This is a genomic window from Fictibacillus nanhaiensis, from assembly GCF_049537595.1.
GTDB lineage: Bacteria > Bacillota > Bacilli > Bacillales > Fictibacillaceae > Fictibacillus > Fictibacillus nanhaiensis_F.
The window spans coordinates 306,890-333,148 of record NZ_JBMULM010000002.1; the positions used below are offsets into that span (position 1 = coordinate 306,890).

27 protein-coding genes are annotated in these 26,259 nt (G+C 40.4%); 22 read left to right on the plus strand and 5 right to left on the minus strand.

What is annotated here, in order from left to right; all coding sequences use genetic code 11:
* Window positions 1–84 precede the first annotated feature (84 nt).
* On the plus strand, window positions 85–2,373 hold the full coding sequence (locus tag ACOZ9X_RS12850) for an ATP-dependent DNA helicase (RefSeq protein WP_423418516.1): 2,289 nt from the start codon (window positions 85–87) through the stop codon (window positions 2,371–2,373).
* A 243-nt stretch (window positions 2,374–2,616) separates the two neighbouring features.
* On the opposite strand, the gene ACOZ9X_RS12855 is transcribed toward ACOZ9X_RS12850, so the two are convergent.
* Window positions 2,617–3,333, minus strand: coding sequence for a class I SAM-dependent methyltransferase (locus ACOZ9X_RS12855; RefSeq protein ID WP_423418517.1), 717 nt, complete (start codon window positions 3,331–3,333; stop codon window positions 2,617–2,619).
* 96 nt (window positions 3,334–3,429) lie between these two features.
* On the opposite strand from ACOZ9X_RS12855, the gene ACOZ9X_RS12860 reads away from it, so the two are divergent.
* Entirely contained in the window at window positions 3,430–3,951 is a 522-nt protein-coding gene (locus ACOZ9X_RS12860) for a GNAT family N-acetyltransferase (RefSeq protein ID WP_423418518.1), read from the plus strand.
* Window positions 3,952–4,026: 75 nt separating this feature from the next.
* Here the strand turns inward: ACOZ9X_RS12860 and ACOZ9X_RS12865 are convergent, their stop codons facing one another.
* Window positions 4,027–4,668, minus strand: coding sequence for a class I SAM-dependent methyltransferase (locus ACOZ9X_RS12865; protein WP_423418519.1), 642 nt, complete (start codon window positions 4,666–4,668; stop codon window positions 4,027–4,029).
* Between the two features lie 265 nt (window positions 4,669–4,933).
* Here ACOZ9X_RS12865 and ACOZ9X_RS12870 point away from each other — a divergent pair, with 265 nt between their 5' ends.
* The gene (locus ACOZ9X_RS12870; RefSeq protein ID WP_423418520.1) at window positions 4,934–6,502 is read left to right on the plus strand and encodes an AbgT family transporter; all 1,569 of its coding nucleotides are present in this window, start codon (window positions 4,934–4,936) and stop codon (window positions 6,500–6,502) included.
* A gap of 22 nt (window positions 6,503–6,524) precedes the next feature.
* Complete coding sequence (locus tag ACOZ9X_RS12875) at window positions 6,525–7,721, plus strand: M20 family metallopeptidase (RefSeq protein ID WP_423418521.1); 1,197 nt, start codon at window positions 6,525–6,527, stop codon at window positions 7,719–7,721.
* A gap of 54 nt (window positions 7,722–7,775) precedes the next feature.
* Here the strand turns inward: ACOZ9X_RS12875 and ACOZ9X_RS12880 are convergent, their stop codons facing one another.
* Window positions 7,776–8,060, minus strand: a complete 285-nt coding sequence (locus ACOZ9X_RS12880; protein ID WP_423418522.1) for a hypothetical protein — start codon at window positions 8,058–8,060, stop codon at window positions 7,776–7,778.
* Window positions 8,061–8,259: 199 nt separating this feature from the next.
* On the opposite strand from ACOZ9X_RS12880, the gene ACOZ9X_RS12885 reads away from it, so the two are divergent.
* Both ACOZ9X_RS12885 and ACOZ9X_RS12890 read left to right on the plus strand, forming a co-directional pair.
* Window positions 8,260–9,684, plus strand: coding sequence for an FAD-binding protein (locus ACOZ9X_RS12885; protein WP_423418523.1), 1,425 nt, complete (start codon window positions 8,260–8,262; stop codon window positions 9,682–9,684).
* Window positions 9,681–10,253: an MFS transporter gene (locus ACOZ9X_RS12890; RefSeq protein ID WP_423418524.1), complete on the plus strand. Its 573-nt coding sequence runs from the start codon at window positions 9,681–9,683 to the stop codon at window positions 10,251–10,253. The genes ACOZ9X_RS12885 and ACOZ9X_RS12890 overlap by 4 nt, the downstream gene beginning before the upstream one ends.
* A 10-nt stretch (window positions 10,254–10,263) precedes the next feature.
* Here ACOZ9X_RS12890 and ACOZ9X_RS12895 read toward each other — a convergent pair whose 3' ends face one another.
* Window positions 10,264–10,434 (minus strand): hypothetical protein, encoded by a 171-nt coding sequence (locus ACOZ9X_RS12895; RefSeq protein ID WP_423418525.1) that lies wholly within the window; start codon window positions 10,432–10,434, stop codon window positions 10,264–10,266.
* A 61-nt stretch (window positions 10,435–10,495) separates the two neighbouring features.
* Entirely contained in the window at window positions 10,496–10,732 is a 237-nt protein-coding gene (locus ACOZ9X_RS12900) for a transporter suffix domain-containing protein (protein WP_423418526.1), read from the minus strand.
* A 205-nt stretch (window positions 10,733–10,937) separates the two neighbouring features.
* On the opposite strand from ACOZ9X_RS12900, the gene ACOZ9X_RS12905 reads away from it, so the two are divergent.
* The 16 genes from ACOZ9X_RS12905 to ACOZ9X_RS12980 all read left to right on the plus strand — a co-directional run bounded on the left by ACOZ9X_RS12905 (window position 10,938) and on the right by ACOZ9X_RS12980 (window position 26,241).
* Entirely contained in the window at window positions 10,938–11,444 is a 507-nt protein-coding gene (locus ACOZ9X_RS12905; RefSeq protein ID WP_423418527.1) for an NUDIX hydrolase, read from the plus strand.
* 1 nt (window position 11,445) lies between these two features.
* Complete coding sequence (locus ACOZ9X_RS12910; protein ID WP_423418528.1) at window positions 11,446–11,847, plus strand: HIT family protein; 402 nt, start codon at window positions 11,446–11,448, stop codon at window positions 11,845–11,847.
* A 55-nt stretch (window positions 11,848–11,902) separates the two neighbouring features.
* Window positions 11,903–12,748 carry an aldo/keto reductase gene (locus ACOZ9X_RS12915; RefSeq protein WP_423418529.1) on the plus strand — a complete coding sequence of 282 codons (846 nt, stop codon included), beginning with the start codon at window positions 11,903–11,905 and terminating at the stop codon, window positions 12,746–12,748.
* 273 nt (window positions 12,749–13,021) lie between these two features.
* Window positions 13,022–13,684, plus strand: a complete 663-nt coding sequence (locus ACOZ9X_RS12920; protein ID WP_423418530.1) for a type 1 glutamine amidotransferase domain-containing protein — start codon at window positions 13,022–13,024, stop codon at window positions 13,682–13,684.
* Between the two features lie 263 nt (window positions 13,685–13,947).
* The gene (locus ACOZ9X_RS12925; protein WP_423418531.1) at window positions 13,948–15,294 is read left to right on the plus strand and encodes an aspartate aminotransferase family protein; all 1,347 of its coding nucleotides are present in this window, start codon (window positions 13,948–13,950) and stop codon (window positions 15,292–15,294) included.
* 9 nt (window positions 15,295–15,303) lie between these two features.
* On the plus strand, window positions 15,304–16,797 hold the full coding sequence (locus ACOZ9X_RS12930) for a pyridoxal phosphate-dependent decarboxylase family protein (protein ID WP_423418532.1): 1,494 nt from the start codon (window positions 15,304–15,306) through the stop codon (window positions 16,795–16,797).
* Window positions 16,794–18,581, plus strand: coding sequence for an IucA/IucC family protein (locus ACOZ9X_RS12935; protein ID WP_423418533.1), 1,788 nt, complete (start codon window positions 16,794–16,796; stop codon window positions 18,579–18,581). The genes ACOZ9X_RS12930 and ACOZ9X_RS12935 overlap by 4 nt, the downstream gene beginning before the upstream one ends.
* Complete coding sequence (locus ACOZ9X_RS12940) at window positions 18,565–19,149, plus strand: GNAT family N-acetyltransferase (RefSeq protein WP_423418534.1); 585 nt, start codon at window positions 18,565–18,567, stop codon at window positions 19,147–19,149. The genes ACOZ9X_RS12935 and ACOZ9X_RS12940 overlap by 17 nt, the downstream gene beginning before the upstream one ends.
* Complete coding sequence (locus tag ACOZ9X_RS12945) at window positions 19,124–20,473, plus strand: lysine N(6)-hydroxylase/L-ornithine N(5)-oxygenase family protein (RefSeq protein WP_423418535.1); 1,350 nt, start codon at window positions 19,124–19,126, stop codon at window positions 20,471–20,473. Before ACOZ9X_RS12940 ends, ACOZ9X_RS12945 begins: the two co-directional genes overlap by 26 nt.
* A complete protein-coding gene (locus tag ACOZ9X_RS12950) occupies window positions 20,449–21,654 on the plus strand; it encodes an MFS transporter (protein ID WP_423418536.1) in 1,206 nt (401 codons plus the stop codon). The genes ACOZ9X_RS12945 and ACOZ9X_RS12950 overlap by 25 nt, the downstream gene beginning before the upstream one ends.
* Window positions 21,638–23,443, plus strand: a complete 1,806-nt coding sequence (locus ACOZ9X_RS12955; protein ID WP_423418537.1) for an IucA/IucC family protein — start codon at window positions 21,638–21,640, stop codon at window positions 23,441–23,443. The genes ACOZ9X_RS12950 and ACOZ9X_RS12955 overlap by 17 nt, the downstream gene beginning before the upstream one ends.
* Before the next feature lie 22 nt (window positions 23,444–23,465).
* The gene (locus ACOZ9X_RS12960) at window positions 23,466–23,669 is read left to right on the plus strand and encodes a hypothetical protein (RefSeq protein ID WP_423418538.1); all 204 of its coding nucleotides are present in this window, start codon (window positions 23,466–23,468) and stop codon (window positions 23,667–23,669) included.
* Window positions 23,670–23,703: 34 nt separating this feature from the next.
* Window positions 23,704–24,084 (plus strand): DUF2500 domain-containing protein, encoded by a 381-nt coding sequence (locus ACOZ9X_RS12965; protein ID WP_423418539.1) that lies wholly within the window; start codon window positions 23,704–23,706, stop codon window positions 24,082–24,084.
* A gap of 17 nt (window positions 24,085–24,101) precedes the next feature.
* The gene (locus ACOZ9X_RS12970; RefSeq protein ID WP_423418540.1) at window positions 24,102–24,845 is read left to right on the plus strand and encodes a GNAT family N-acetyltransferase; all 744 of its coding nucleotides are present in this window, start codon (window positions 24,102–24,104) and stop codon (window positions 24,843–24,845) included.
* Window positions 24,846–24,895: 50 nt separating this feature from the next.
* Window positions 24,896–25,201, plus strand: a complete 306-nt coding sequence (locus tag ACOZ9X_RS12975) for a DUF2087 domain-containing protein (RefSeq protein ID WP_205724202.1) — start codon at window positions 24,896–24,898, stop codon at window positions 25,199–25,201.
* 23 nt (window positions 25,202–25,224) lie between these two features.
* A complete protein-coding gene (locus tag ACOZ9X_RS12980) occupies window positions 25,225–26,241 on the plus strand; it encodes a phosphotransferase (protein ID WP_423418541.1) in 1,017 nt (338 codons plus the stop codon).
* Window positions 26,242–26,259 lie beyond the last annotated feature (18 nt).

The window sequence follows — 26,259 nt, forward strand, 5'->3', positions numbered from 1 at the left end:
TTTGTATCATGAAACCTCTATTTCTGAAAAGCTGTTGTGCTACAATTCTTACATAGAAGATTGAGAAAGAAGGGTAGGTGAAACATGATGGATGCTGTTAAAATCTCTGTTCGGTCCCTAGTTGAATATGCCTACCGTTCGGGGAGTATCGATTCTGGCTTCAAGTCCACCTCATCCTTAGTAGAAGGAACGAAGGCTCATCAAACGATACAAAAAACGTATGAAGAGAGTGATTTCGCAGAAGTATTTCTCCAAACGAGCTACCTTTATGAGAATCTTGAATATTGGATAGAAGGTCGATGTGATGGTCTTCTTTTGCGTAATAATACCGTTACGATCGATGAGATCAAATCCACTGCGCGAAACTTGAGTGAGATAACAGACGAAACATATCCTGTCCATTGGGCTCAAGCGAAAGTCTATGCTTATATATACATGGAAAAAGAAGATATAGATAGAGTTACGGTACAGCTTACATATGTTCATGTTGATTCTGGCGAGCAGAAGAAATTTCAGAAAGAAGTTACATTTACAGAGCTTGAGGGTTTCATGCTTCAACTTATAAAGACGTACGCACCTTTTGCGGAGCTCCGTCTATCGAATCAGCAAAAAAGGAATATCAGTATACGAGACCTTACTTTTCCGTTCCCGTCCTATCGCAATGGCCAGCGTAACTTTGCTGGTGCTATCTATAAAACGATCGTGGATAAGAAGACGTTGTTTGCAAACGCACCGACGGGGACAGGTAAAACCATCTCCACTCTGTTTCCAGCCGTCAAAGCAATAGGCGAAGAGAAAGCAGAAAAGATTTTTTATTTAACAGCCAAAACACTGAACCGAAAGAATGCAGAAGAAGCACTTTTGTTGATGAAAGAAAACGGCTTGTTTCTTCAAAGCACGACCATCACGGCTAAAGACAAAGTCTGTTTTAAAGAAGAGACGCGTTGTGACCCATCGTATTGTGAGTTTGCCGATGGATATTTTGACAGGATCAATGGAGCGGTGCTTGATATCTTGAAAAATGAGACGGTGATGGATCGGGAAGTCATCTCACACTACGCGCAGAAGCACAAAGTTTGTCCGTTTGAGTTCTCTGTGGATCTTGCTTATGCATCAGACAGTGTAATCTGTGATTACAATTATGTCTTCGATCCGAGAGTCTCGTTCAAACGATTATTTGAAGAGCAAAAGAAGCGTACGGTTCTTCTTATGGATGAAGCGCATAATCTTGTAGACAGAGCACGGGGCATGTATTCAGCAGAGATACTGAAATCTTCATTCTTACAACTCGCACGTGATTTTAAGGGGAAGCATGATGGGGTTTGGAATACGGCAAAAGCCGTTAACCAGGAACTTCTTTTGATAAAAAAAGAACATGAAGATAAAGATGTTGCTGTCATTGAATTGCAGGAAAAACTACTTGAGAGTCTAGAAGCTTTCTTAATACAGGCAGAGCAGCTATTAGCTAGTGGTGATAAGAGCGAACAACTATTAGAGACTTTTTTTGAAGCGCTGCAATGGGTAAAGATTTCACAGTTTTATGATGAACGTTTCGTAACCTTCATCTCCACGTTTAAAAGTGAAGTCAGAGTGCGTCTGTTCTGTATGGATCCTTCTCAACTTCTTTTTCAAACAGGTAAAAAATATGGCTCACGTATTTATTTTTCAGCAACACTCTCACCGCTTTCTTACTTTCGCGAGATGCTTGGAGGAGAGGAAGACGATTACACCATCCGGATGCCTTCTCCTTACGAAAAAGAACAGCTCGATGTATTCGTTCAACCTCTGTCTACTCGCTTTCGTGACCGGGAGAAAACGATAGATCCGATCGTCGGTATGATCAAGGACTTGGTCGTAAACAGACCGGGAAATTATCTTGTTTTTTTTCCATCCTATCGTTATATGACAGATATCTATGAACGAATGTTAGAAGAAGATCATGATTTTCATCTTATCGTTCAGCATCCTGCTATGAAGGAAGAAGAGCGAGAGGCTTTTTTAGCTCATTATGAATCGGTAGGTGAGAAATCGCTTGTCGGGTTCGCTGTCATGGGAGGCATCTTTTCTGAAGGGATTGATCTAAAAGGAGATAAGCTTACAGGTGCTGTCATCATCGGTGTTGGTTTGCCTCAAGTAGGGTTAGAGCGCGATACGATGAAGGATTATTTTCAGCGCGCAGGTAAGAATGGTTACGACTTCGCGTACGTGTACCCTGGAATGAATAAAGTACTGCAGGCAGGTGGGCGGGTTATCCGGTCAGAAGAAGATCGAGGTACGCTCGTTTTAGTAGATGATCGTTTTCTAACAAGAAAGTATGTCGAGATGCTGCCAGAAGAGTGGCGGGATTTTATGGTGTTGGACCGGTTGTTTTAGTTTGGTTTTGTTTTGTTTTGGAGTTGGTTTGTGATTTGGCGTTGTAGGTTTGTCGAAAAGCCTATAAACGATTCTGCAGGGCCTATAAAATAATTTGAAGGACCATAAAAAAATTCAAAGGACTATAAATCATTTTGAAGGACTATAAAATCAAATCTATGGCCTATAAACCTAAATCGCACCTCATATTAGCTCGCATAAAAGCGATCAGAAAAACACTTGGAGTCAATGCTCCAAGTGTTTTTAGCGTCTGAACAGCCCTGCATTCAAAAAGGGCAATCCAAATGTATCTGCTGGCTGCGACATATGCTTCATTTTGCGTATTTCAATCTCTTCAAAAGCAGAGAAGACCTCCCGCATCCGTTCAAACGTGTAACCCAATCCGCCTTGCATCGAGCGGTTTTTGTACACTTCCATGTCAGGTATATCGAGTCCCATACAGACAGCATCAAAACACGTAATAGCGAAATGCCCGCCATCTTTTAAACAGTTGTTTAAGAGATTTAAATAACTCACACGACGATGAGGAGGCACATGATGAAAACAGCCAGAATCATAAATAAGATCATACTCCATTTGAGGTAGATCCATCTCAAAGATACTTCCTTGTATAAACTTTACATCTACGCCTTTTTCAATGGCGCGTTCACGAGCCCAATCCAGTCCTTCGATTGAGAGATCTATAGCATCAACGTCAAAGCCGAGCTGAGCTAAGAAGATGGCATTACGGCCAGGACCACACCCAAGTTCTAACACACGACCAGGCTTTAGCAGACCACGTTCAATATATTTCACGAGATTTTCATCAGGTGCGTCCACAAAAAAAGGAACCTTCTTATTTCTGTCTTCATAGAAAGAGTTCCAGAACGCTCCTTCATCACGTAAAAGAGAATCGAGCATGTTAAAAACATCTTCATTTTTTGTAATCAAACTTGTCAAATGACCATCCGCCTTTCTCATTTCAAAATGAGCTATGACTGACTGAGTTGTCTACCTCTATTTTACCAAAAATGGGCTATAATAGGGGTGTTTAGAAGAAAAAAGAGGGGTGAAAAGATGGTTAAAATTGTAGTGTCAGAGAGTTTAACGCTCAAGAAAGCGGGTCCTGAAGAAGTTAAAGGAATAGCCCGAGTTTGCTCAGAAGGTTGGCGGGCAACATATGGGTATTTAGAAGATGAGATGTATGTAAATGATGTGATAAAAGAGTATTATAACGAAGACCGAATACTAAATGAAGTAACGGAGTTCAGCGAAAGCTGGCACGGATACTTTGTGGCAAAAGAAAATGGAGAAGTGGTAGGTGCGATCGGCGGTGGGACGATCGGTGAGCAAACTGGTGAAATTTTTGTGTTCTATATGGATCCAAACAAGAGAAACAAAGGGATTGGAACAAAACTGTTAAACTATTACACAAACTATCAAAGAAATTTAGGTATTAAAGAACAATGGCTATCCGCACAAAAAGATAACGAAAAAGCCATTCCTTTTTATGAAGCAAAAGGATTTGTAAAACAGTCAGAAAAGAGGAGTGAAGGAAACAAAAAACACGTGTCTTTTCGATATATGCGAGAAATTTAAAAGCCCCTCAAACAGAGGAGCTTTTTTTGTACGGACTTTTAGCCAAGCAAACGATCTTTCGAAGCAACGCTGTATTTACTCTACGATTACTTTCTTACGTAAAAGCAAGGATTGAAAGTTCATACCTATACCTCGTCCAGCTTCTGAAACAATGTGGAAATCCAGTACGTCGAATAGAGGAGCTACCACTTCAAGTAAATCTTCATCTGTATAAAACGAGAAGAACCGCTTCGGAATATACGAATCTTCTTGCCACACGCCCTCAGAATCTTTGCCTCCATAAACACCCATGTAAAAAAGTCCATCTTGAGCGAGAACGGTATGAATGTTTTTAAGAACAGCAGGCAGGCTGACCTTAGGAACGTGAAGAAGCGTATTCATCGCCCATACTGCATCAAAAGATTCAGCATCAAAGTTTAGTGTGTAGTAATCCATCACTGTTGCTTTTAAACCTTTTGCACGGCACGTTTCTACCATGTTAGGAGAGAGGTCAATACACGTCACATCCATGTGATGTTGAGATAAGTATTCTCCGTGCTGACCGGATCCTGCTCCAAGATCAAGAACGGTAGGTTGGTGATCCTTTGAATGAGATGTTAGAGCCGCAATAAAAGCGTTTAGTTCGTCGGTTTTCCAACTCTGAATCTCTGATTGAGCACGTGAATCTGCTTGCTCGTTGTAGCTTGCTTTTAGACTTTCTTTTAATAAAAGATCCATGGTATTCTCTCCCTTATCTTTATCTGAAAATCGATGTTCAAAAGCAAAATAATGTATATATTATAGCGAAAATATGGAATCTGGTAAATTTGGTAGTGAAAGAATATGCTCCTAAGGAAAGCCCTTACATCTCTATAATGCCTTATGTGGGAACTTATCTAGTACAAAAGTAGTGTTCTAAATGACCCCTTGAAACCGAATGATAGAGAAGGTAGAATGTGAAGAAATTTATATTTCTGAAAATTCATAAAAAGGGAGGATATCCATGACACGATCAGCATTAAAAGCAGTATCTTCACCAAATTCACCAGATCCAGGTAACAGCAAAAAGAATTTTTTTCATAAAGCGTTGGACTGGGTAGAGAAGAACGGAAATAAACTACCGGATGTTCTTACTTTGTTCGTGATCATTACGGCCGTTATCTTGCTAGGTTCATTCATAGCAGGAGTTGCAGGCTGGAGTGCTGTGAATCCGGCCAATAATGAAAAAATTACAGCAGTCAATCTTCTGAACGAAGAAGGAATTATACGAATGCTGAGTGAACTTGTCAGTAACTTTGTGAACTTCCCGCCACTCGGTCTCGTGCTCGTAGTTATGCTAGGCGTAGGTTTGGCTGAATCAACAGGGTTGATATCGGCATTCATGCGCAGAGTCGTATTAGCCTCACCAAAAGCACTTATCCTACCGATTATCATCTTTATTGGAATTGTAGGAAACGCAGCCGCTGATGCTGCTTTAATTGTCCTTCCTCCTGTAGCAGCCATGGTGTTTCTCACTCTTGGCCGTCATCCGATCGCTGGCCTTGCAGCAGCTTATGCAGCAGTTGCTGGCGGATTTAGTGCGAATATCATCATTAGTATGCTTGATGTGATGCTTGCTGGATTCACAGAATCTGCCGCTCATCTTCAAGATAAAACGTATACAGCAAACCCTGCTATGAATTACTACTTCATGCTTGCTTCAACCTTTGTACTGTTACCAGTAGCCGTTTGGGTAACAACGAAGATCGTAGAACCCCGTCTCGGTGAATACCAAGTTCCTGAGGATCTTGAAGTGAAGAAACAAGCTCTAACTTCTGAAGAGAAAAGGGGGTTGAAATGGGCAACAATCTCTCTTTTTATCTATACAATTATCATTCTACTTGTGACCGTTCCAAAAGGCGCTATGCTTCGTCATGCGAAAACAGGTGAGCTTATTGATTCTCCGTTTATGGATTCCTTGGTTCCGATCATGCTTCTTTTCTTCTTTATTCCAGCAATGGCTTATGGATTTGGATCTAAGGTCTTAAAAAACGATAAAGACGTAGCTGAACATTTAACAAAAGCGATGAGCGGTATGGGGTACTATATCGTGCTTGCTTTTATTGCAGCCCAGATGATCGCTTATTTTAGTTGGAGTAACTTAGGTTCGATCATTGCGATTACGGGTGCTGACTTCTTAAAAGAATCAGGATTTACAGGACTTCCATTATTGATCGCATTCATTCTTTTCACAGCGCTAGTGAACTTACTCATCGCTAGTTCATCAGCAAAATGGGCTATTTTAGGACCGGTATTCGTTCCGATGTTCATGGCTTTAAATTATAGTCCAGCTTTTACACAGATGGCCTATCGGATCGGGGACTCGATCACGAATACGATTACTCCGATGCTTGCCTACTTCGCGATTCTACTAACTTTTGCGAAAAAGTTTGATAAGAGTATGGGGATGGGAACCTTAATATCCTCCTTGCTTCCTTATACGATCGCTTATACGATTTTTTGGTGTATTTTATTTGCTATCTGGTATGTGCTAGGACTTCCACTAGGACCTGGCGAATATATAAAAATGTAGATTAGATGAGGAGTGAACAGGAATGGAACAATTATTTAGCCGTTTGGCGAACTATCAAGATGAAATGGTGGAGATCCGTAGATATCTTCACCAAAACCCTGAACTGTCATTTGAAGAAGTTGAAACACCTGCCTTTATCGCTGCCTATCATAGTAAATTAGGATTAGATGTGCGAACGGGAGTGGGCGGTCGAGGTGTAGTTGCTACGTTAAAAGGTGGGAAGCCCGGTAAGACCGTGGCACTTCGAGCAGATTTTGATGCGCTTCCGATTCAGGAAGAAAATGATTCTCCATACAAATCCAAAGTACCTGGTGTTATGCATGCATGCGGGCATGACGGTCACACAGCATCGCTACTCGTACTCGCAAAAGTTCTAACAGAACTGAAGGACGAAGTGGAAGGGGCGATCGTATTTATCCATCAACATGCCGAGGAACTCGCCCCTGGTGGAGCCATTGCGATGATCGAAGATGGCTGCCTTGATGGTGTGGACGTAATCTACGGAACACATCTTTGGGCAACGATGCCAACAGGAACGATTGGTTATCGAACAGGTCCAGTCATGGCTGCTGCCGATTCGTTCACTATAAAAGTGCAAGGTAAAGGTGGTCATGGTGCTCAGCCTCATAAAACAAAAGACAGCATTGTTATTGGAGCGCAGCTTGTTTCAAACCTACAGCAAATCGTGAGCCGCAGAGTTAATCCACTAGATGCAGCAGTTGTATCGGTAGGTGCGTTTGAAGCGAAGAATGCATTCAACGTTATTGCAGATACAGCAAAGCTAACAGGAACAGTTCGAACATTTAAGGAAGAAGTACGAGTTGCCATCGAGCAAGAGATCGACCGCATTGCAAAAGGTACATGTCTTGCATCAGATGCTTCCTATGAATATGTATTCAAACGTGGATATCCGGCAGTAGTAAACCATAAAGACGATACGGAGTTTGTAGTGGATGTAGCAAGAAAAGTTCCAGGTGTTATCGAACTTGAAGAAATTGAACCTCAGATGGGTGGAGAAGATTACTCCTACTACTTAGAAAGAGTGCCAGGCACATTCTTTTTCACAGGAGCTCTTGATGATTCGTGGGAAGAAGTATTTCCGCATCACCATCCGAAGTTCAAGATAAATGAAGACGCTTTATTGATTGCAGCCAGTCTATTAGGAGCTGCAACGCTTACGTATTTAAAACAAAATGTTTTAACAAAAGTTTTGAGTTAAGAGTACGCTCATGAAAAAGCTCCCTTATGCGAGGGAGCTTTTTTTATATGTTGATTATTCCCAACAGCTGTCAGGAGCAGTTCCACCAGGAATTTCACCAGGATTTCCACCGGAATCATTCCCGTTAGATTTCTTGGATTTCTTACAAGACTTTTTAGACTTTACAGCAGGAGCTTTCTTAGACTTCTTACGTTTAAGACCATCACCTAAAAGAGAGCGTAAAGTTTCAACAGTGCCAGCTTCAGCACCGTTTTCAGCAGTCACTTCAGCTTCTGTCTCTGTGCCGTTCGCACCTAGAGAATTCAATGCTTCTAATAGTTCTTTTCTTTTTTTACCCAATCGTATCACCCCCACTATTACTATATGAAATGCTTGAAAGAGTGCTTGTACGAATCACCATTTTTAAGATGGAGAAACGTCTAAATTCTTTTAAGAAATTCAAAAGGTAACTTTTATTAAAAATTTATTGTCATTAGAGTGTGTTTCATTTTATAATAAATGTGTAAAATTACACTTTATTTTAAAAAGGGGTGCAGTAATGAAAGGGAAATATCTATTAATTGGGATCTCATTATATGGGGTCGCTTTTTACACGAGTACCTCTATCCATTCACTTCAACAGAAAACAGTGGTCATTGAAGATGCGGGAAAGCTTTTGCCAACAAAGATGAAACAGGTCAAAAGCACGCAATCGACTGAAGAGCTGCAGAATTGGGTGAGAAAAGAAAAGACGATCTCAATCGCTGGGATGCAACATAGTCAAGGTGGGCATACGGTCTATCCAAATGGAACGCTGCTTGATATGAAAAGTTATAACGAGATCCTAGATTTTAACCCAAAAGAGAAAACGATAACGGTTCAAAGTGGCGTTACATGGGCTGATATTCAGAAGAAGATTAATCCGTACGGTCTATCCATTCAAGTTATGCAGTCACAAAATATATTTACTGTTGGTGGGGCTCTTAGTGTCAACGTTCACGGACGGGATATCAGATACGGTTCTCTGATCGATACTGTGGATTCTTTTCGCTTGTTAAAACCAGATGGAGAGATCATTTCTGTGAGTCGTGATGAAAACAGTGAATATTTTTCATATGTAATAGGCGGTTACGGTCTTTTTGGAGTCATACTCGATGTCACATTACAATTGGCTGAGGATGAACTGTATGAACAACGCATATCCACAATGGACTACAAAGCATACGAAGAGCATTTTAAGAGTAACGTTCAGAGCGATGAGAACGTTAAGATGCACCTTGCTCGCTTATCTGTAGCACCTAAGACCTTTTTAAGAGAAATGTATGTAACAGACTATGTATTAGCAGATAACCAAAAGAAGCTAACTAGATACTCAACGTTAAATGAAGAAGAAAAAGTCGCAATTCCAAAGTTCATGTTAGGCATGTCTCGTTATAGTGATTGGGGAAAAGATGTATTTTGGGAGACTCAAAAGAAACACTTTCAAAATAGCGATGGCAGCTATCAATCAAGAAATAATGTAATGAGATCAGATAGTACGTTCATGGAATATGAAAACGCCAATCGAACAGAAGTACTGCAAGAATATTTTGTACCTGTTGATGAGTTTGCTTATTATATTGACGATCTAAGAAAGGTGTTAGGAAAAGAGGATTTAAACCTATTAAATATTACGATTCGGTACGTCGAGCATGATGAGGATGCCGTATTGTCTTATGCGAAGGATGATATGTTTGCTCTTGTGCTATTGATCAATCAAGGTCGTTCTGAAAAAGAGATAAGAAAGACAGAGAAAATCATTCAGAAGATGATTGACGTAACGCTAGATCACGATGGAAGCTATTACTTACCTTATTATTCATATCCGACAAAAAAACAACTGAAACAAGCATATCCCCGTATCGATGAGTTCTTTCAGAAAAAGCGGGAGCTCGATCCTGATGAGCGGTTCAAAAATCTTTTTTATGAGGTGTATGCACAATGAATTATCGCACATTTGTAACAGCACAAAGCCTTTTAATGACAGCAAGCTCTATGGTCTTTCCCTTCTATCTGCTTCTCATTCGTAACATCGGTGACAGCTACTCGCAGTTCGGATTAGCTTACGGATTGTTTGCATTGACTGGCGCGCTTGTTCATCCTATCATTGGCAGGCTCTCTGATCGACTAGGTGACCGCACCTTCATTCTGGTGCATACATGGGGTATGGCTGGAATCATGCTGATCATACCAATCATTGAAACAGTAACTGCTCTTTATCTGGTGCAGATTGTAATGGGCATTCTAGGGGCAGTACAAAAAACTTCGGAGAAAACCGTCTTGGCTAGGCAGTCGCATGGTGTGCAAGCAGGGAAAAAGATCGGAAGCTATCATCTGTGGACAAGTGTATGGGGAGCGATCGCTGTTATGTTAACAGGATATCTCATCGATTTCTTAACGATTGGAAGCTTGTTCTATATCGCATCATTTCTATACATGATCTCTGGTATTCTCATTTTGAGGTCAGCAACCATTCCTTCAATTGATCACAGAAAAAAGCCTGTACAGCTATAGCTGACGGGCTTTACGTATACATATGGTATAAAAGCCAAGTGATGACGAAGCACTGTAGGGCAAGAACAATCATTCTTCTTGCAGGGTATTTAACGCCATTGCTTAGTATTCTAGTAAATAATGCTTGGAACGAGAGAACAATTAAAAATGTATAAATAAAGCCAAGAAGCAGATCTTCCATTCCTCCACCTACTTTATTCATTCTGCTGTTAAAACCAAGTCATCATTCTTCGTCAAACCAATTAAGATGGTTCGTCGTCTTTTTGGCCTCTTCTCCAATATTTTTGGATAAAGATTTTTACAATATCTTTTCCTGCTAATAGTGCACCGAGCCAAAAGAACACCTCTCCGCCAATAAATAGTCCGCTCACGATGGCAGTTTTCAGACCTGCACTAAAGGATAAGAAAGGTATGACCGGTATAAGGATCCACAAAACAAATGAAAGTATAATAAACGTAACGCCGATTTTCTTTTTCAAAGCAATCTCCTCCATAGCTAGTCACACGCAATACGAAAAAAACGAGATAAGGTTCCCATCTTATTATTTTACCAAACGATTAGAAAATATTTCCACTGTGCATTTAATTATTAACTGGATGGTATTACCAGTTAACTCGTAGTTGAAAATGTTTCCAAGTTTGGATAATGTTAAGAGGAAACTGGTGTAAAAGGGTGGGGTAATCTTGAAAAAAGAACTTGTATATCAGAGTAGAGATAAAGAGATTGAAGTGTTTGAGGATGAATTTGGAAGTATCACGCTAAAAGAGATTCCTTTTGAAGCCGCCGTAATGGTTGCTCTAGAGAACGATTCTCTCATATTGATTAGCCAATATCGAGCTGCAGTAGATCAAGTTATCATTCAACTACCAGGTGGTGGAATGAACGAAAATGAAGATGCGATGGAAGCGGCAAAACGGGAACTGCTTGAAGAAACGGGCATCGTGTGTGGAGAAACCGTTTTCTTAGGAAGTATCCAGCCTAGTGCGTGTTTGAGTAATACGGTTACGCATGTTTATTTTACAAACGATATTGTAGAATACAGATCTCAAATGCTAGAGAAGAAAGAAGCGACCATTCAAGCCTTTCATATTCCTGTAGATCGAGCGTTTCGTAACATTGAGCAGGGACTTTGGAAAGATAGTGAACTTGCGCACGGATTATTATTAGCAAGATTGAAAGGGTTGATCTAGGATGAGTTGTTTAGGATGTGAACTAGCGAATAAAGTCTTACCCATACATGCGGTTTATGAAGATGAGTGGGTGACATGTTTTCTAGATATTGATCCTTTTAACGAAGGACACACGTTAATTGTTCCGAAAAGGCACGTTAAGGAATTAACAGAGCTTACGAATGAAGAAACGAGCGCTGTGATGGATGCTGCAAAATACATATCGGAAAAGCTAGAGAGTTGTTTTAACCCTGATGGGATTACGATCAAACAAAATGGGGGAAAGTTTAGTAATCTTACTCACTTTCATATGCATGTGATTCCGAGGTATGAAAACGATGGATTCACGTGGAGTGAATCTACGATTCTAGATAATGCTTCTGAACGTTTAGCTGAAACAGCAGGTAAACTTAAAAGAGTGTAAATGTTTTTAACTTTTATAAAGATTGTGCCACAATGTGAACAAGGAGGGATTCATTATGCCAAGCAGTATTCATGATCGTGCCGTTCTACATAATGGTGTTCAAATGCCATGGATTGGTCTAGGAGTCTATAAAGCTGAAGATGGTGATGAAGTCATCCAGTCCATAAAGTGGGCGCTCGATGCAGGTTATCGAAGCATTGATACGGCAAGTTTATATGACAATGAAACGGGTGTCGGTCAGGCAATCGCTGAATCAAACGTCCCAAGAGAAGAAATTTTTATTACAACAAAAGTTTGGAACACTGACCAAGGCTACGAAAGAACCTTAGCAGCCTTTGATGCCAGTCTAGAAAGACTAGGGTTAGATTATGTGGATCTATACTTGATCCACTGGCCAGTGCCTGGAAAGTATAATGAAACATGGAAAGCACTAGAAAAGATTTATAATGAAGGACGAACTAAAGCGATCGGTGTCAGTAACTTCAAAGAGCATCATCTTGAAGACTTGATGAGAGAAGCAGAGATTAAACCAATGGTGAACCAAGTGGAATACCATCCTCGCTTGTCCCAGGAAAAATTGTTGGCGTTCTGTAAAGAGCAGGGTATCCAACTAGAAGCATGGAGACCTCTTTTAAAAGGAGAGATCTTTGAGGAACCAACTTTGGTAGAGCTTGCGGATAAATACAATAAATCAGTTGCTCAAATTATTTTACGCTGGGATCTTCAAAACGGTGTGGTTACGATACCTAAATCGGTAACGCAGCATAGGATCGAAGAAAATATTGAACTCTTTGACTTTGAATTATCAAATGAGGATATGACGCGTATCTCTGTGCTAAATCAAGACAAACGTAACGGAGCAGACCCTGATGATCCGGAGTTTTATAAACAGTTTGAATAAAGTGAGTGTAAGCCTTCCTGTTTTTAGGAAGGCTTTTTTTGTGAATTCGTACTTATGGGCACTAAACAAACATTTAAAGTCCTTCAAAATAATTTATAGTCCCTACTAATAAATTTATGGTCCTTCAAAAAAATTTAAAGGCCGTAAAAATCAGTTTATAGGCTTTTCGACAAATCTACCGTTTAATCTCGCTCCCTTCTATATTTTAACGTGTTTTAAATCATTAGATTCGGGAAAAATGATAAACGTAATGTAATGAAAGGGAGTGTAACAATGACAAAACGAGTATTGATCGTTGTAACGAATCATCAAAACATTGGTAATAACAAGACAGGGCTCTGGTTAGAGGAGTTTGCGGTTCCTTTCAATGAGTTTCGTGAAAAAGGATATGATATTACGGTAAAAAGCATTAAAGGTGGAGATGTCCCACTAGATCCAAACAGTTTAGAAGGCGTGGATAAAGAAACATATAAGGAAGCATTAGCACAGCTGGAAGGTACTGCAGAACTTACTCCTGAAGATGCGACAAGCTATGATGCGATCTATCTACCAGGCGGTCATGGTACCGTTTTTGATTTTCCGAAGAGTGAGGCATTAAAAGAAGTAGTAAGTCAGATGGCACAAACGAATAAAGTAATTGGAAGTGTCTGTCACGGACCGGCTGGGCTTACAACGGCAACGCTTAAAGACGGTACACCGATCGTAAAAGGAAAAACGGTTACAGCATTTACGGATGAAGAGGAAGAAGAGATGCAATTGACGAAAGAAGTACCGTTCTTACTCGAAACAAAGCTGCGTGAACTTGGAGCGGAGTTTCAACGGGCAGGAAAATGGGAAGATTTCGCCGTAACGGATGGCACACTTGTTACAGGACAGAATCCTCAATCGAGTAGAAGTGTAGCTCTTCGGATGATTGATGTGTTAGATAAACAATAAAAGATGATTGAAGCGATCAGCCTTGGGCTGGTCGCTTTTTTTTGTTCATTATCATGAACCATCTTTTTGAAAAAATATATTCATCGCAAAATGCGAGTCTTAAGACCTATAGTGCACTAACAGCGCTAAAAATAACTGGAAAGAAATTAGGGATAATTTATCATTGACGATGATAATCATTATCAATTAAGGTTATACATGTAATCAATAATGAGAATCATTTTCAATAAAGTGTCTGATCATCCAACTAGGAGGAATAAAACATGAGCATGTTACAAATAGAGATGAACGAAAAATACCTAAAACAACAAGAGAAAAGAGAATCAAATGCAAGGTCTTATCCACGTCGAATTCCCATTGCCATTGAAGAAGCAGAAGGAATTTATGTAAAAGATGCAGACGGGAAGACATATATTGATTGTCTGGCAGGAGCAGGAACACTTGCGCTTGGCCATAATCATCCGGTAGTTATAGACGCAATTGAGAAAGTGCTTCATGACAAGCGTCCTTTACATACACTGGACTTAACTACGCCAGTAAAAGAGGAGTTTGTAAGTGAAGTGTTTGATAGTTTACCAGAAGAGTTCGCCAAACGCGCTAAGATTCAATTTTGCGGACCTACTGGTGGAGATGCGATCGAAGCAGCGATCAAGCTGGTAAAAACGGCAACAGGAAGAAGAAGCATTCTTTCTTTCCAAGGAGGCTATCATGGAGCTACACATGGAACGATGGCGCTCTCTGGTAACTTAGGACCGAAACAGAACGTACAAGGCTTGATGCCAGATGTACACTTTATGCCATATCCGTACGAATACCGCTGTCCGTTCGGAATCGGTGGAGAAGACACGTGGAAAATCAGTGCTAACTATATCGAGAATCTTTTATACGATCCAGAGAGTGGGATCCTGCCTCCAGCTGCCATGATCTTGGAAGTCGTTCAAGGAGAAGGAGGATCTATCCCAGCACCAGTAGAGTGGCTTCGCGAAATCCGCCGCATCACGAAAGAGCGCAACATTCCTTTAATCATTGACGAAGTACAAACCGGAATTGGACGTACAGGCGAACTATTTGCATTTCAACATGCTGGAATCGTGCCGGATGTAGTCGTACTGTCCAAAGCGATCGGAGGAAGCTTGCCTTTATCTGTTGTGATCTATGATCGTGAACTGGATAAATGGGGACCTGGTGCACATATTGGAACGTTCAGAGGAAACCAGATGGCGATGGCTGCTGGAACAGCGACGTTGCGTCATATTAAACAAAACAACTTATCACAGCATGCTGCTGAACTTGGTGAGAAGCTTATGCTTGAACTTTCAATCCTGCAAAATGAGATCCCTGAGATCGGTGATGTGCGAGGACTAGGATTGATGGTAGGTGCAGAAATTGTGAATCCGCGAATACCAACAGGATTAAAAGGAACTTATGCTGCAAATCCTGAACTCGCTAGCCGCATTCAACGAGAATGCTTTAATAGGGGCTTAATCTTAGAAGTAGGTGGAAGGCATGGAAGTGTTGTAAGGTTTTTGCCACCACTTATCATCACAGAGAAACAACTGGACGAAGTAATTGCAATATTCACTGATGCGGTCAGAGCCGCAATAAAATAGGGGTGCTAGATGAACACAACTGATTTTGATCGCTTTTTTCTTAATGATAGTGAAGCAGGAATACAGAATTTTCAACAGACCATCCTTGAAACTGAAACCCTGTTAAGTGGGTTTTATAAGAATAACTCTGATGCTTATACCGGTGTGCTTCCCAATGAGATCGAGAAAGAAATAAACGAACTATCACTCACTTCAGAAGATGGTGAGGAAACTGAAAAGGTTTTAAACGATGTTTTGGAAAAGGTTGTGAGAAACAGCATACATGTATCTCATACTACGAGCATGGGCCACCTTCATTGTCCACCTCTTATCTCAGCCATCGCAGCTGAATTGATCATCGGTACACTCAATCAATCTATGGATTCGTGGGACCAAAGCTCAACTGCTACTTATTTAGAAGAGAGGTTGATCAAATGGGTAAGTAACAAGCTTGCCCTTCCCTCTTCAGCAGATGGGACATTTACGAGTGGTGGTACGCAATCGAACTATATGGGACTGTTACTCGCTCGCGATTTCTTTTGTGATAAACGATGGGGATGGAATGTAAAAGCTCAAGGATTGCCACCAGAGTCGCATAAACTCCGTATTCTATGTTCAGAGGATGCTCACTTTACCGTGAAGAAGTCAGCTTTTCAATTAGGGCTAGGTGAACAGGCAGTCATAACGGTTGAAACGGATGAGCATAAAAAGATGTACCCAGCTAGCCTAGTCCAAGAGATTCAGCGCTTGAAGAATGGCGGACTTATCCCGATGTGTATTGTTGCAACAGCGGGAACAACGGATTTTGGAAGTATCGATCCAATTTCAGAGATTGCAGAGATCGCTAAAAACAATGGATTATGGCTTCATGTTGATGCAGCCTACGGTGGGGCGTTACTTCTGAGTAAACAGCATGTGTATAAGTTAGCAGGAATCGAGCAGGCTGATTCCATTACGATCGACTTTCATAAGCAGTTTTATCAACCGATCAGCTGTGGTGCTTTCTTTTTAAGAGAAAAAACAAATTTTCACTATATCGCACATCATGCAGACTATTTGAATCCTGAGAACGATGAAGAAGATGGCCTTGTTCACCTAGTGAGCAAATCGGTTCAGACGACAAGGCGTTTTGATGCGTTGAAGCTCTTCATGTCATTACGCATCGTTGGAGAAAAGAGCTTTGAAAACATGATTGATTATACGCTTTATCTTGCGAAACAGGCAGCCGGTGTAATGGATAAGAATCCTCAGATTGAGGTGTGTAATATCAATCCAGAGATCAATGCGATTGTATTCCGTTACTCCGGCGCTGCAACAGATGCTTTAAATGAAGTGAATACGTATATCTACAAAAGAATTCTTCATTCAGGAACAGCTTTAGTCGCAAAAACAAAAGTGAAGGGTGAAGTCTTTTTAAAGTTTACGTTACTGAACCCACGAACAACAATCGTGGATATTGAAGATATCCTTCATACCATTTCTCAATTTGCATTAGAGTACGAAAACAGGGGGATCACCCAATGACAAATCACAAACAACAAGCAGAAAATGCAAGCATACAGAGTTTTTTAAACTGTTATCTTCGAGAAACACAAGCATTTGAAGAAGTCTACGAAGGAGTAGATCATTTGAATTGGAGTGGGGAGACACCGAACAGATGGGTGAAGATCGAAGTTAGGAATCAAGGTTCAGCGATCTATGCTGCTCTTAAGCATTGGTCTTTAACAGGCAGACATCTGTTCCACTTTCCTATTGTTTATGAAAACAATGAAAACGTGATACCACTCGATTATATTTCGCTTGTCTCTATTCTTTCAAAAGAATTGTTGCTAAAACAAGATCGTGAGGATGCAGAAGATGAATTGATGCTGCGGACGATTCTCAGCAAAAAGAACATACAAAGGTATTTAGAAGAACGTGAAGATGACTCTCACAGTCTAGAGGGCAGTGAGTTTACATTCATTGAAGCAGAGCAGTCGCTTTTGTTTGGTCATCTGCTCCACCCTACTCCGAAAAGCAAGCAAGGAATGAGTGATGAAGAGGAATCTCTTTATTCTCCAGAGCTTAAGGGAACGTTTCAGCTCCATTTCTTTCAAGCGGACAAGTCGATCATCGATCAGGATACAGCAGATGAAGTGACGGCGGAAGAGATTACTAGAGAGCTTCTGCAACGAGATGAGAAGTTCGCCAACCAGGTAGAATACGATGAAGAATCAGTCTTCATACCGGTTCATCCTTTACAAGTTCAAGTTCTATTGAATGATTCATTTGTTCAATCTTTAATCAAAGATGGCAAGTTGAGCTACATCGGTCCGTTCGGTGAGCTGTTCTCGGCCACATCTTCTATGCGTTCTGTATACAGTCCAAATTTCAAATATATGTTCAAGTTCTCTGTACCCGTGAAGATTACTAACTCTCTGCGCGTTAACCTGGAAAAAGAGCTGCATAGAGGGGTAGAAGTTTCTCGACTTCTGCAATCAAAAATCGGACAAGAGATGCAGGAGATCTACCCATCGTTTCAGATTATTAAAGATCCGGCATTCTTAAATATTCCAACAGATAAAGAGACTTCAGGCTTTGAAGTGGTGATCAGAGAGAATCCATTTTACGAGAATGAAAGAAATGCAAGTTTAGTAGCAGGCCTTTGTCAGGATCACGGTTTTGGAGGAAACTCTAGAATCGCTTCTATCATCCATGACATCGCTCGAAGAGAGAGCAGAACGACAGAGGAAGTCAGCAAAGATTGGTTTTTGCAATATTTATCAATCGCTCTAGATCCGATGCTGTGGCTGTACGAAAGATACGGTGTAGCACTTGAAGCACATCAGCAGAACTCGATCGTCCAAATGGAGAATGGCTATCCGAAGCGTTTTTATTACCGTGATAATCAAGGCTATTATTACAGCGAATCCAAAGCGGATCTGCTCGTTGAACAGCTTCCAAGTCTTAATCGTAAGAGTGTAACGATCTGCAGTGACGAGGTCGCGATCGAACGCTTCCGTTATTATTTTTTCATGAATCACTTATTCGGTCTGATCAACGGTTTTGGAGCGGCAGATTTAATTAATGAAGAAGAGCTAATGGACATACTGCGTCATCGCTTGATGCACCATGATACGTTAACAGACAAAAAGTCAGGCTTGATCAGAAGCTTACTAGATGCGGAAGAACTTCCGTGCAAAGCGAACTTACTTACTCGTTTTCATGATATGGATGAGCTTGTTGGTTCTTTAGAAACACAGTCAGTCTACACGAAGATCCCAAACCCATTACAAAAGGTGATGAAATCAGATGCAGCCAGAATTTAGTTTTTATGATCACACGGTCCAAAAGACGTTATCGTATGTAAAAGTGGATTTGGAGCGGGATGTTTCACTTCTTCATAAGTGGCAACAGCAACCGTATGTGATTCCATACTGGAAACTGGATATTTCGTTTGAAGCATACAAAAAGCATTTGAGAACTTTCCTGGCAAATCAGCATCAAACGCTGTATATGGGCTTAATAGATGGAGTTCCGATGAGCTATTGGGAAGCATACTGGGTAAGGGGAGATGTGGTGGAAAAGTGCTATGATCCTCATCCTAAAGATCAGGGGATTCATCTTTTGATCGGAGAAGAATCCTTTCTTGGAAAGGGTTACGCACTTCCTTTATTACGTGCGATCGTATATTTTCAGTTTTTATCGAAAGAGACTGAAAAAGTAATCGCTGAACCTGATATTCGTAATGAAAAGATGATTCATGTATTTGAAAAGTGCGGCTTTGAAAAAGTGAAGCCGATCGATTTGCCGGATAAGACCGGGATGCTCATGTATTGCCATAGAGAAACGTTCGAGAGGAGATGGAAAGATGTCTTTCAAACCATCACAACATAGAGAGATCTATGACATCATCGGTGTCGGCATCGGTCCATTCAACCTAGGACTTGCAGCGATGTTAGATGAAACAAAAGGTAAAAAAGCACTCTTTTTTGAAAAGAAAACAGAGTTTAACTGGCATAGTGGCATGCTGATCGATGGCACAACATTACAAGTACCATTCTTTGCGGATCTAGTTAGCATGGCAGACGTGAGAAGCAAATACACGTTTCTAAACTACCTGCAGAAACATAATAGATTGTACCACTTTTATTTCTTGGAGAACTTTCATATCCCGAGGAAAGAATACAACCACTATTGCCGTTGGGTAGCGAGTCAGCTTGATTCTTGCCGTTTTGCTATGGGAGTGGAGCACATACAACCGGTTGAAGATGCGGAGAGTTCTGTATACGAAGTGATTGTAGAGTCTTTAGAAACCGGGGAAACAGAAACGTACTATACAAAGCATCTTGCTGTTGGCATCGGTACGATTCCTTCTGTCCCTTCTCATTTAGAGAAGAAACTTGGTGCAAGAGTCATCCATTCTTCACAATACTTAGATCGAAAAGAAGAGATTCTGAAATCAAACTCATTAACAGTCATCGGATCAGGTCAGAGTGCAGCAGAAGTGTTCTATGATCTGGCGCAGCATCAGGATAATGACTCATATTCTTTAAACTGGTTTACACGATCAAAAGGATTTTTCCCGATGGAATATTCGAAGCTTGGACTTGAGTATTTTTCACCAGATTATACGAATTTTTTCTACAATCTCCCTTCTTCGAAGAAGGATGAACTTTTAAAAAAGCAAGACCTTCTCTACAAAGGAATCAGCATGGACACGATCGCTGATATTTATGATTTGCTTTATGAAAGATCAGTTGGACAGCATAAACCTGATATCCATCTGCAGGCGATGACCGAACTTGTTCATCTTGAAAAGTATGAAGATACTCACTTGCTTACACTTCGTCAGAACGTAACGGGTGAAGTATTTGAAATGGAATCTGATGTTATCGTGTTAGGGACAGGCTATGCCCCGTCTTTCCCACATTTCTTAATGAAGATGCAGGACCAGATTCAGTGGGATTCTAAAAACCGCTATCAGATTACTAGCGATTATCGATTGGAGACAAAGGGACTGCAAAATAACCATATCTTCATTCAAAATGGTGAGCTTCATACTCACGGTGTAGGTGCTCCAGACCTTGGCCTTGGCGCACATAGAAACGCAGTTATTATCAATACGCTATTTGAGAAGGAAATGTATCCTGTTACTACCAAAAATGTGTTTCAGAATTTTGGAACGGAACCATCATGGAAACCAGCAACCGTTCTTTAAACCTTTTTCTATTGAGCTGTGTTTTTCTATTCGTATGCACAGAAGTATTGTTATCGCCTTTTTATCCTCAGTTTTTTAAAAAGGTATATGGCATAAATGATCCAGACCTGACTGGTTTCTACATTATGACGTGCAGACTCGTCGTTGTCGTCTTTACTCCTATCTGGGGATTGATCGCCCACAAAAGAAATAACAGCTCTACACTGTTGATCATCGGGCAATGGGGAACAGGGATCTCTTGCTTTCTGATGGCGATCTCACATAGCTTTGCGATGTTTGTAGCAGCAAGTGTACTTCTATTGATTTTTAAGAGCAGCTATTTTTTGTTGTATACCATTCTAATCTCTGAGAATCGAAAATCTACAACAGGAGCAGCAGCCAGCTATCATGCCGTATTGCAAGGTGCGATCGTCACAGCGACGATTTTGTCTGGATGGGTTATTGAAATGGATCATCCTTTATTGATCTTTTGGATCGTCGGAATCATTGAATGTTTAATGGGAGTCTTCAGCCTACATTTCTTAAGAAAAGTAAACAAAAACAGAATGGTAGAACCAGAATTAGAACAAGCCAATCATCATAGCTTAGTAACTCAATTCTTGTTTTTTGGAATCATCGTTTTAACGCTTCATCTTGCAGTAAATATGATCCGGCCTTTTTTTACAACATACACGGAAAATGTGTACAGCACGAATACGATGATGAGCAGTTCGTTGTATTTGATTCCCAGTCTGATGGCAATCGTCACATTGCCGCTCATAAAAAAATACAGTGAACGGTTAGGATGGTACGGCTATGTTGGTGCGGCGAGCATGATCATTGTTGGTTTATTTCTTCAAGGAATCGAAACGAGTATCGCGGGACTCAGCTTTTTCCGCTCTATGTTCGGTATAGGAGCGGCTTGGTGTCTTGCGAGAATAGATGTATTTATCTTTAAGTGGAGTGGGAATATGCATGGAGACTATAGCAAGATCTCTGCGATTCAAAATGTAGGGTTGCTGCTTGCTCCAGTAGCGGCATCCTCCATCGTTAATACACGTTCAATTTCAGACGTATTTACTTATGCTAGTTTGTTCGTCGTTCTACACTTATTCATTTTTTTATGGGGAACGTACTCGAGAGAAAGAAACAAAGGGAAATTGCACATACATAAGGAGGAAGAAGATGCTTTATATAAATGAAACAGAGTCCATGTTAAAAAAAGATACGTGGGAAAAAGTGAACAAAAATCTGTTAGCGAAGATGCTTGCAGAATATATGTATGAAGAGATGATTTTCCCAGAGCAAGAAGATGAGGGATATGTTTTTACAGTGAATGAAGAACGCAAATATCGTTTCGCAGCCGAAAAGCGTTTATTTGAAAGCTTCGATGTCGATCCAGAATCGATCCAGATACTAGAAAATGATGAATGGAAATCTGCAACAGATGCGATTCGTTTCTTAATGGATATTCAGCCGGTGATCGGCATGTCATCCGAAACAGCAGGTCACCTTATTAAAGAACTGAATCATACGCTTATTGCGGATGCAAACCTATTAAACAATCATAAAAAAACATCTGATGAATTGGTTGATCTTGATTATGCTGAGTTAGAGGGAGAGATGTCAGGTCATCCATGGATCACGTATAACAAGGGTCGTATCGGATTTGGCTTTCATGACTATAACAAATACGCTCCTGAGAATCGGAATGAAACAAAGCTGTTCTGGATTGCCGTTCATCGCGATCGTGCTCAGTTTAAATCTGTACAGGAACTTCATTATGAAAAACTTCTAATGAGAGAACTAGATGGTGTCCTTGTTCAGCGCTTTAATGAAATTTTACGAGAGAAGGGGAAATTACCGCTAGATTATTATTTTATGCCGGTACATGAATGGCAGTGGAATAACGTATTGATTCAAAATTTCCCTCTGGATCTAGCGACAGGAATGATCGTTCCTTTAGAAGAAGGAACCGATCATTACTTGCCTCAACAGTCTGTACGAACGTTTGTAAATGTAACAAACCCGTTGAAATCTCATGTCAAGCTGCCGATGAGTATTTTAAATACGCTCGTGTATCGAGGACTTCCGTCAGAACGAACACGCATCGCACCTCGTGTTACAGAGCACATCAAAGGAATATTTGAAGGAGACCATTTTTTACGTGATGAATGTGAAGTCGTCCTTCCGGGAGAGATAGCGAGTATTAATGTAGATCACCCTCACTATAGCGAGCTAAAGGGAGCACCATATCAATATCTAGAGATGTTAGGAACAATCTGGCGTGAGAGCATCTACACGTATTTAAAAGACGGTGAACAACCGATCACACTTGCTGCCCTTCATCATGTTGATGGAAACGGGAAGCCTTATGTACAAAGTCTGATCGAAAAGTCTGGGTTAACTGCTGACGAATGGATGAAGAAGTTCTTTGGTGTTGTGATGCCACCGTTGCTTCATTTCCTCTATCAATATGGAACAGTCTTTTCGCCGCATGGTCAGAACACGATCTTAATTTTGAAAGACTATCAGCCTGAAAGACTAGCGGTAAAAGATTACGTAGATGACGTGAACATCTCGGATCAGCCTTTCAAAGAGTTAGAGGGAGTAACAGAAGAGTTGCGCGCTGTATTACGCAGTGAACCACCTGAAGGATTGACTCAATTTATTTTCACAGGACTCTTTATCTGTCATCTTCGTTATCTGTCAAATGTACTGGTGCGTAACGATTTAATAGAAGAAAAAGCGTTCTGGTCATATTTAGTAGACAGTATTGAAGCGTATCAAGCGAGATTTCCACATCTAGAAGAGCGTTTCAAGCTGTTTGATTTCTTTAAGCCAGAGTTTACAAAGCTATGTTTGAACCGAAATAGGATGGTAGATTACGGTTATGGAGATGGAGATGACCGTCCACACGCCTCTGAGTTTGGAAAAGTACGAAATGCACTTTATGAAATTCGCCAAAACAAAGAGATGAGTGTTCAATAATTAGAAAAAGAGGACTTCCTTGATGAAAAGGAAGTCTTCTTTGTGTGTTTGGGGTGGTGAGAGGCGATTTATCGGTGGAAAGAGTCAGCGTTCAGGTGGTTATTACCATGTTACCGGTGGTCGCGACGTTACTTCAGGTGGAAAGAGAGCAAACAGAAATAAAAACACGTACCGTAAAAGAACGGCTTTAAATCTGAAACTTCTATTTTTTCACTTTCGTATGTAATATTATGGTAAGTAGGTGATAGGGGGATGAAGATATGGAAGGTTTTGAAGAACCAGGATTTGGCGGCAGCGGAGATTTGATGTTTGATATCGTTCCCATTTTTATCGGTGCTGTCTTTGTAATCGTTATAAGTGTTTTTGTAATTGTCATCGTGAAAGGAATCAGTCAGTGGAACAGCAATAATAAGCAGCCTGTACTATCTGTCGCGGCCGAAGTGGTAACGAAAAGAAGCAAAGTAAGCGGTGGTTCTAATGATACTTCTGCTTCCACATGGTACTATGTCACGTTTGAAGTAGAGAGCGGGGACCGAATGGAGTTTCACGTTAAGGCACAAGAATACGGCACGTTAGTTGAAGGTGACAGAGGCACACGTTATTTAGGTTTTGAACGGAATAGGCAATCACAATCTCTATAAGTTGAGGATACAAGAATATGAGAAAATTAAATCAAAGTGATCATGAGAACGTAATGAAACTTCTGAGCAAAAAGCCGGCAGAGAACCTGTTTACGTTGTGGGGAATAGAATCATATGGGTACGAAGCGGATATCCAGACGCTTTGGGGTCAGTTCGATTCCAGCGGTGATCTAATCGCTCTGCTATGTAAATTCAAGAACAAATACACACCTTATTGGGAAACAGAATGTAATATACAGAAGTTTGCGGACATCATCAATAAAGATACAAATGAGAAAGAAGTAAATGGAATTGAGCGCTTAACGAAAGAAATAGAACCATTTATTACAGACGGTTACGATAAACACGAAAGTTATTATTATGCTAAATGTGATCCCATACATGATCTTAACCATTCTGCATCTGTCAGATGTTTAAGCAAAGAAGAAATTCCTCAGCTCATCTCTTTTTATCAAGAAGTTCCTGAATTTAAGAGGGAGTATAATCCGGAATCATTTATTGATCAGATGAATAATGGATGGTCTAGGATATTCGTGATTAAAGAAGATAACAAGTTGATCTCATCAGCATCTACCGTTTGTGAGACATCTGTAGCCGCCATGGTATCAGGTGTCTGTACCCTGCCTGAGAAAAAGGGAAAAGGATTGGCAAGCATCTGTATAGAACACTTGATGTATAACCTTTTTCAAGAAAATAAGACACTGTCATTATTTTATGACAACCCAGAAGCTGGTCGTATCTATAAAAAGGTTAGGCTTTAAAGACATCGAAAAATGGACAATTAATTTCTGTAAAGAAAGGAACAACCAAAATGACAACTAGTCTAGATAGTTATCAAAAAAGTGTATTGAACGCATTTTTAAACAAAGACGGGCGCTTAAAGAACATCCCTTCTCAAAAGAAAAAGAAATTAGTGGTCTTAGAATACTTCGTTCAGCAATTGAACGACAATCAGTCCTATACGGAACGAGAGATCAATGAATTTATCAAGACGTATCATGAAGATTTTTGTACCATTCGCAGAGAATTTATAGTGAACGGATACATGGACCGAGATGCCGGAAATTACATAAAAAGAGACGAAACGCTTTGGACAAAATGGCAAGAACTCAAGTAACAGTTAGAAAGAAGTGAATAAAAGTGGAGACTGGGATATCGAATGAAAGTCTTTGGACTCATTTAAAAGAAGAGGTAGAAACCCGGTTTGGTTTTGAAGTGGATAAAAAAGGTACACCGATCAATCGAGGATGGCTCAATCAAAAATGGAAGATCGAAACGAATCAAGGTGTTTTTCTAATAAAACAATACAATAAAGAGCGAATGAAAAGGTACGATCTTTCAACGATTCAATCTGCTCTTCATACACAAAATAGATTGTTCTCACAAGGAATAGCTTGTCCGGAACTCTTGGTGTACAAAGGTGAACTTTTACAGAAGTCGTCACAAGGTGAACTCTTTACGGTAATGCGCTTCATGGAAGGAAGCATAGTCTCACCAGGAAATCTTACGAGTAGCCAGATCCAATCTCTTGGTGAGGAAGTTGGAAAGCTTCACACTTTATTGAATGATGGAACATTATCAGCGAAATCAGAAACGCTATTCAAAATTCCTTCTATAGAAGAACGTGTGGAGTATTGGCAAAGTGAAATACATAAGTGTGATGAACAAGGATTAGATCATATCCGTTCTCTAATGGATCTACAAAAGACTGCAACCTTAGCGTTGGATCGAGAGCAGTTTAATAATCTCACTCGAGGCTGGTGTCATCGCGATCTTTGGGTGGATAACTTACTCTTTTCCGAAAATCAATTGTCGGCGATTCTCGATTTTGATCGAATGAACTATGACTATTTAGAATTGGATATCGGGAGACTGATCATCTCAACTTGTCTGCAAAATAATACGTTAAATCGTAAAGCTGTCCAGGCATTTCTTAAAGGGTACAATCATACAAATGAATTATCAGTTGAAAGATTAGTAATATCTTTAAAGTTGGTTTGGTATATGGAAAGTACGTGGTGGATCGATATCCATCCTCATGAAGGAGAGCCACCAAAAAGATTTCAACAAGAAATGGTTTGGTTGGCTCGTCATCAACATGGATTAAAAAAAGAACTGGAAAAAAGAAGAAGTAATAATCATGTTTTAACAAACTAGCTTAAGGGAAATTCCTCA